The 7,458-nt window shown below is 65.8% G+C and carries 6 protein-coding genes; all 6 read left to right on the top strand.

Annotation, left to right across the window (positions count from 1 at the left end; genetic code table 11):
- Positions 1-936, top strand: a 936-nt coding sequence (locus AC1VAN_RS06360) for a BRCT domain-containing protein (RefSeq protein WP_480985480.1), incomplete at its 5' end; no start/stop codon positions are given.
- 51 nt (positions 937-987) lie between these two features.
- Positions 988-1,473: an N-acetyltransferase family protein gene (locus AC1VAN_RS06355; protein ID WP_480985479.1), complete on the top strand. Its 486-nt coding sequence runs from the start codon at positions 988-990 to the stop codon at positions 1,471-1,473.
- Positions 1,470-2,426 carry an EF-P lysine aminoacylase EpmA gene (gene epmA, locus AC1VAN_RS06350; protein ID WP_480985478.1) on the top strand — a complete coding sequence of 319 codons (957 nt, stop codon included), beginning with the start codon at positions 1,470-1,472 and terminating at the stop codon, positions 2,424-2,426. Before AC1VAN_RS06355 ends, epmA begins: the two co-directional genes overlap by 4 nt.
- A gap of 134 nt (positions 2,427-2,560) precedes the next feature.
- A complete protein-coding gene (locus AC1VAN_RS06345; RefSeq protein ID WP_313445699.1) occupies positions 2,561-3,292 on the top strand; it encodes a DUF3011 domain-containing protein in 732 nt (243 codons plus the stop codon).
- 47 nt (positions 3,293-3,339) lie between these two features.
- A complete protein-coding gene (gene mtnA, locus AC1VAN_RS06340) occupies positions 3,340-4,404 on the top strand; it encodes an S-methyl-5-thioribose-1-phosphate isomerase (RefSeq protein ID WP_032976294.1) in 1,065 nt (354 codons plus the stop codon).
- Positions 4,405-4,638: 234 nt separating this feature from the next.
- Positions 4,639-7,353, top strand: a complete 2,715-nt coding sequence (gene gyrA, locus AC1VAN_RS06335; protein WP_480985477.1) for a DNA gyrase subunit A — start codon at positions 4,639-4,641, stop codon at positions 7,351-7,353.
- Positions 7,354-7,458: the final 105 nt, after the last annotated feature.

The following is a 7,458-nucleotide window of genomic DNA, read 5'->3' as shown; positions in this document are numbered from 1 at the left end:
GGCGCGGTGCTCAACGCTGTGTTGAAACTGGATGGCAACGATGCGGGGTGGCGCGCGCAGGCATTGGCGCAGCCGGCAGCCTTCGAATGGAACACGAAGAAGATCGCGACCAAATGGGCTGACAACCTGATCGCTGCGATCGATGCCAGCCGTGATGCGACGCTGGAGCGACTGCTGTTCGCACTGGGCATCGAGCACGTCGGCGAGAGCACCGCCAAGGCACTGGCACAGTGGTTTGGCGATCTGGCGTTGATCCGCCGTCTGCCGTGGCCGTTGTTCAAGCGCGTGCCGGAYATCGGYGGSGAAGTGGCGCGCTCGCTSGGYCACTTCTTCGARCAGKMRGGCAAYCAGSASGCCATCGACGYGCTGCTGCAGGTGGGSCAGGTGCGCATCAGCGACGTGCACCCGCCAAGTGCAAAGCTGCGCGAGGGGCTGGACCTTGCCCAGCTGCTGGTCGAAGCGGAGATTCCCGGCATTACCCGCCTGCGCGCGGAGAAGCTGGTGGCCGCACTGCCCAGCGCGCAGGCGGTGCTGGACGCCGAGCACGGCCAGTTCGTCAACGCCGGTCTGCCCGATGACACCGCGCGCGGCGTCGCTGACTGGCTGGACAGCGAGGGCCATGGCGCGATGTTGCTGGCCGCCGAAGTGGAGATGAAGCACATCCTGGCCAGTGCGCCGGCCCTGGCCGAAGTGGTTGCCGGTCCGCTGGACGGGCAGACGGTGGTGCTTACCGGCACGCTGGCCCAGCTCAATCGCGATACCGCCAAGGAGCGCCTGGAGGCGCTGGGCGCAAAGGTGTCGGGCAGCGTGTCGAAGAAGACCAGTTTCGTGGTGGCAGGCACCGAGGCAGGTTCAAAGCTGGACAAGGCGCAATCGCTGGGCGTTCCGGTGTGGGACGAAGAGCGCCTGCTGGCCTACCTGGCCGAACACGAGTGATGAACCGGTCGGGTGCGCAGGCACCCGGTACGCAACCGCAAAGGAACACTGATGCAGACCGCTCCGCTGGATTTCCGCCTGGCCACCCGTGCCGACGAGGAACTGCTGATCGCGCTGATGCGCGATTTCTACGCCGAAGACAAGATCGAATTCGACGATGCGCGCGTGCGCCGTGGTGTCGATGCGCTGCTGGCCGATCCGCGCAACGGGGAAGTGCTGCTGTGGCTGGACGAGGCCGCGGCCGTCGTTGGCTATGCGGTCATCGCGATGGGCTTCAGCCTGGAGCAGGGCGGCCATTTCATGCTGCTCGACGAGCTCTACCTCAGCCATCGGGCACGTGGCCGTGGCCGTGGCAAGCGGGCACTGGCCATCTGCRAACAACGCGCGCGCGGGCGCGGGGTCAGCCGGCTGCGGCTGGAGGTGAACCATCACAACGAGCTGGCGCGCCGCCTGTACCTGGCCAGTGGCTACATCGATGACACGCGCGATCTTCTGACCCTGCCGCTGGACCATCCGCGCCCGGAGGGCATCCTGTGAGCGAGGCACTGCTGCGCAGCCTGCAACAGCGTGCCGGCCTCAATGCGCTGGTGCGACGCTTCTTTGCCGAKCGYGGCGTGCTGGAAGTGGAAACGCCGATCCTTTCCGTGGCCGGCAACACCGAGCCGAACATCGACAGCTTCCACACCGATTTCAGCGGCCACGTCGATGCGGGCGGACGCCGCCGCTGGCTGCGCACGTCGCCGGAGTTCCCGCTCAAGCGCCTGCTCGCTGCCGGCGTGGGCGACTGCTATGAGCTGGGCCGGGTGTTCCGCAATGGCGAAGCCGGTGGCCGCCACAATCCYGAGTTCACCATGCTGGAGTGGTATCGGGTTGGCTGGGACCACCATCGGTTGCTGCAGGAAACCGCGGAACTGGTGGGGCAGGCGTTGGCGCTGGTTGGCCGCAGCGCGACGCTGCGCGTGCTGAGCTATCGCGAACTGTTCCAGCAACAGGCCGGCGTGGACCCGTTCGATGCCGATGAGGGCCAACTGCGCGCCGCGCTGGGCGAGGTGCACATCGATCCGGTAGGCCTGACCCGCGATGATTGGCTGGATCTGTTGATGACCCACCGTATCCAACCGCACTTCGATGACACGGTCATGACCGTGGTCCACGACTGGCCCGCCAGCCAGGCGGCACTGGCGCGCATCCGCCCCGGCACACCGCCGCTGGCCGAGCGTTTCGAGCTGTACCTGGGCGCGGTGGAACTGGCCAATGGCTATAACGAACTGAACGATGCGGCTGAACAGCGCGCGCGTTTCCAGCATGACCTGCAGCGTCGCCATGCACGGGGGCAGGTACAGCCCGCGCTGGATGAAGCGTTGTTGCATGCACTGCCTGCAATGCCCGCCTGTGCCGGTGTTGCCGTTGGCATTGATCGCCTGCTGATGGCGATGCACCGCACACCGCGCATCGCCGACGTGCTTGCATTCGATTTCGCGCACGCATGAGCCGATCTCCCCTGCACCTGGCAGGCTGAACGAAAACACGCGTCTGCGCGCTTGATTCAGCAAGCACGATGATGCTCTTATCACAGCCGATACCGCACACTTGCGTCGTGGTTCATCCATTCATGGGGAAGGCTTTGGTCAAGTGGTTTGCGGTCGTAGCGGCACCGATGTACTCCGTGGCGATATGGGGTGGCCTGCTTCCGTCGACCGCATCGGCGCAGTCGCTTGGCTATGACAGCGAAGTGGTGACCTGCGAATCCCGCGACATGGGTTGGGTGCATTGCGACATCGATGTCAGCAACGGCGTCGACCTGATCCGCCAGTTGTCCAGCAACAGCTGCATCCGTGGCAGCGAGTGGGGCACCGACCGCAGTGGCGTGTGGGTGACCCTGGGCTGCCGCGCGGAATTTCGTGCGCGCCCGGCAGAGAATGCTGCAGCGCCGCCGACCGAGGGGCGCAAGCGCCTGGTGCGGCGGGTAGTGCGTTGTGAGTCCAATGGTCGCCCGCAGAGCTGCCCGGTACGCCTGGACGGTGCGCCGGTACGGTTGCTGCGGCAGCTGTCGGTGCTTCCGTGCCGGGAAGGGCAGGGCTGGGGCTACAAGCGCAATGAGGTGTGGACCACCCGCGGTTGCCAGGGTGATTTCGAGGTGGCCGACGAGCAGGGCCGTTTCGTCGACATGCCGCGCCGGCTGACCTGCGAATCCAAGTCCAAGAAGCGCCGCTTCTGTGGCGCCAGCATCTCCACCAGCGCCACCCTCTCCAACCAGCTTTCCAGCACCCCGTGCGAGGAAGGCAGCACCTGGGGCTGGAACCGCAACGGCATCTGGGTCGATGGCGGCTGCCGCGCCGAATTCTCGGTGAACTGACCCCGGACAGGGGCCATCCGTGCGTGGCGTGGCCCTACAATAGGGCCATGAATACCGCCACCGACCTCGACTACGCCCGCTACGACCACATCCGCCCGATCCTGTGGACCGGCGATGCCCTGCAACTGCTCGACCAGCGCAAGCTGCCGTTCGTGGTCGAGCATGTGGCCTGCCATGACAGCGATGAGGTGGCTGCCGCCATCCACGCCCTGACCGTGCGCGGTGCGCCGGCCATCGGCATCGCCGCCGCCTGGGGTGTGGTGCTGGCCGCACGTGATGTGCAGGCGGCCGATGGCGCGCATGCCCTGCAGCAGCTGGAACCGGCGCTGCAGCGGCTGAATGCCTCTCGCCCGACCGCGGTGAACCTGGCCTGGGCGCTGGCACGCATGCGACGTTGCCTTAGCGCTGCCGGTGCCGACTGGAAGGCGCTGCTGGAGGCTGAAGCGCAAGCGATCGCCGAAGAAGACCTGGCCGCGAACCGCCACATGGGCGCACTCGGTGCCGGCCTGATCGAGGCCGGCAGCGGCGTGTTGACCCATTGCAATACCGGCTCGCTGGCCACCGCCGGCTTCGGTACGGCGCTGGGCGTGATCCGCGCCGGCATGGCCCAGGACCGCATCGCCCGTGTGTTCGCAGGTGAGACCCGGCCGTGGTTGCAGGGTGCGCGCCTGACCGTGTGGGAGCTGCAGCAGGACGGCATCGACGCGACGCTGATCGCCGACTCGGCCGCCTCGCACCTGATGAAGACCGGTGCGGTGCAGTGGGTGATCGTGGGCGCTGACCGCATCTGCGCCAATGGCGATACGGCCAACAAGATCGGCACCTACCAGCTGGCCATCGCGGCCCGCCACCACGGGGTGAAGTTCATGGTCGTGGCGCCGTCCTCGACGGTGGACATGGATACCGTGGACGGCAGCCAGATCGAGATCGAGCAGCGCGATCCGGGCGAACTGTACGGCGTGGGCGGCACCCGCACCGTGGCCGAGGGCATCGCCGCCTGGAACCCGGTGTTCGATGTCACCCCGGGCGAGCTGATCGATGCCATCGTGACCGAGCGGGGGGTGATCCTGAACCCGACCGCGGAGAACATGCGCGCTGCCTTCGGCGGCTGACGCGGGCAGGGGGCGGGTGCCTTTCCGCTGGAAAGGGCTCCGACCCCGGCGTCCGGTAGTGCCGGCCGCTGGCCGGCAACCCCCTAAGTTCCTGATTTGTGCCGGTAAAATCACCGTAAAGGCAGGCGGAAAACGGCCCCGTGTGGTAGAATCCAGCGGTTGAATCGAGGTTCCGGCACGACCACCCCCGGGTGGATGCGCCGGACTGGACCGCTACCAGACAACGGAACCCGAATGGCAGAAACCGCCAAGGAAATCATCCAGGTCAACCTGGAAGACGAGATGCGCAAGAGCTACCTCGATTACGCCATGAGCGTGATCGTGGGGCGCGCGCTGCCAGATGCGCGCGATGGCCTCAAGCCGGTGCATCGTCGTGTGCTGTTTGCGATGAATGAACTCAACGCGCACAGCAACAAGCCCTACTTCAAGTCGGCACGTATCGTCGGTGACGTCATCGGTAAGTACCACCCGCATGGCGACCAGTCGGTGTACGACACGCTGGTGCGATTGGCACAGCCGTTCTCGCTGCGYTACMTGCTGGTMGATGGCCAGGGYAACTTCGGTTCGGTCGACGGCGACWCCGCCGCKGCGATGCGATACACCGAGGCGCGCATGTCGCGGCTCGCGCATGAGCTGATGGCGGACATCGACAAGGAAACCGTCGATTTCCAGCCCAACTACGACGAAAAGGAACTGGAGCCGACGGTCATGCCGACCCGGTTCCCGAACCTGCTGGTCAATGGTTCGGCCGGTATTGCGGTGGGCATGGCGACCAACATTCCGCCGCACAACCTCACCGAATCGATCAATGCCTGCATCGCGCTGATCGACAATCCGGAAATCGATATCGACGGCCTGATGGAGTTCATCCCGGGCCCGGATTTCCCGACTGCGGGCATCATCAACGGCACCGCCGGCATCATCGCCGGTTACCGCACCGGCCGTGGCCGCGTGCGCATTCGTGCCAAGGCGGATGTCGAAGTGGCCGACAACGGCCGCGAATCGATCATCGTCACTGAAATTCCTTACCAGGTGAACAAGGCGCGTCTGATCGAGAAGATCGCCGAGCTGGTCAAGGAAAAGAAGATCGAAGGCATCAGCGAGCTGCGCGATGAGTCCGACAAGGACGGCATGCGCATCTACATCGAAATCAAGCGCGGCGAGTCGGCCGAGGTTGTGCTCAACAACCTCTACCAGCAGACCCAGATGGAGTCGGTGTTCGGCATCAACATGGTGGCGCTGGTCGACGGCCGCCCGCAGTTGATGAACCTCAAGCAGATGCTGGAGGCCTTCGTCCGCCACCGTCGCGAAGTGGTTACCCGCCGCACCGTGTTCGAGCTGCGCAAGGCGCGCGCCCGTGCCCACGTGCTGGAAGGCCTGACCGTTGCGCTGGCCAACATCGACGAGATGATCGAACTGATCAAGACCTCGCCGAACCCCACCGAGGCACGCGAGCGCATGCTTGCGCGCCTGTGGGAACCGGGCCTGGTCGGTTCGATGCTCGGCGCCGCCGGTGCCGAAGCCTCGCGTCCCGATGACCTGCCCAAGGGCGTGGGCCTGATCGAAGGCGGCTACCAGCTGACCGAGATCCAGGCGACCCAGATCCTGGAAATGCGCCTGCACCGCCTGACCGGGCTGGAGCAGGACCGCCTGACCGAGGAATACAAGCAGCTGCTGGAAGTGATCGCCGGGCTCATCCATATCCTGGAAGATCCCGATCGCCTGCTGCAGGTGATCCGCGAAGAGCTGATCAACGTGCGGGCCGAGTTCGGTGACGAGCGCCGTACCGAGATCCGCCACAGCGAAGAAGACCTGGACATCCTTGATCTGATCGCCCCGGAAGACGTGGTGGTCACCCTGTCGCATGCCGGTTACGTGAAGCGCCAGCCGGTCAGCGCCTATCGCGCCCAGCGTCGAGGCGGCCGTGGCCGCAGCGCGGCGTCGACCAAGGAAGAGGATTTCATCGAGCAGCTGTGGCTGGTCAACACGCACGACACGCTGCTGACCTTCACCAGTTCGGGCAAGGTGTTCTGGCTGCCGGTGTACCAGCTGCCTGAAGCCGGTTCCAATGCCCGCGGTCGCCCGATCATCAACTGGATCCCGCTGGAGCCGGGCGAACGCGTTCAGGCCGTGCTGCCGGTGCGCGAGTACGCCGATGGCCAGTTCGTGTTCTTCGCCACCAAGAACGGTACGGTCAAGAAGACCCCGCTGGGCGAGTTCGCCTTCCGTCTGGCCCGCGGCAAGATCGCGATCAACCTCGACGAGGGCGATGCGCTGGTCGGCGTCGGCCTGACCGATGGCGAGCGTGACATCCTGCTGTTCGCCTCCAACGGCAAGACCGTGCGCTTCGGTGAAGACAAGGTCCGCTCGATGGGTCGTACCGCTACCGGCGTGCGCGGCATCAGGATGCCGGCCGGCGAGGAAGTGGTCAGCCTGATCGTGGCCGAGAGTGCTGGCGGCATCGAGGACGAGAACGAGGACGACAACGGTGTCGAGGAGGCCATCGCCACGGGCGATGCGCTGATCGAAGGTGCCGACGACGCGAACCTGCGTTACATCCTCACCGCCACCGAAAACGGCTACGGCAAGCGCACCCCGCTGCCGGACTACCCGCGCAAGGGTCGTGGCACGCAGGGCGTCATCGGCATCCAGACCACCGAGCGCAATGGCAAGCTGGTTGCCGCGGTGCTGATGGGTACCGACGATGAAGTCCTGCTGATCTCCGACGGCGGCACCCTGGTGCGTACCCGTGGCTCGGAAATCAGCCGCGTCGGCCGCAACACCCAGGGCGTGACCCTGATCCGCCTGTCCAAGGACGAGAAGCTGCAGGCGGTGGAGCGCATGGATGCCTCGATCGACGAGGACGAGGACGAGGTGGCCGCCGCCGCCCCGGCCACGACCGACGGCGCACCGGCTGCTGCCAGCAGCGAGGACGCCGCGCAGGAGTGATCCTGCCGCGATGCTGAGGTACCCGACGACGCCGGCCTTGTGCCGGCGTCGTCGTGTCTGCAGTCGAAAATACGCACGCACTTCACGGTGACGGTGGCATAAGGG

The organism is Stenotrophomonas sp. 05L44_2 (assembly GCF_056665995.1).
The sequence above is the reverse complement of the archived record's forward strand: the minus strand, read 5'-3'. Positions and strand labels throughout refer to the sequence as shown.

Coding starts and splice junctions, on each gene's coding strand:
- mtnA (WP_032976294.1), top strand. CDS start 3,340: ATGAATACCGCCACCGACCTCGACTACGCCCGCTACGACCACATCCGC.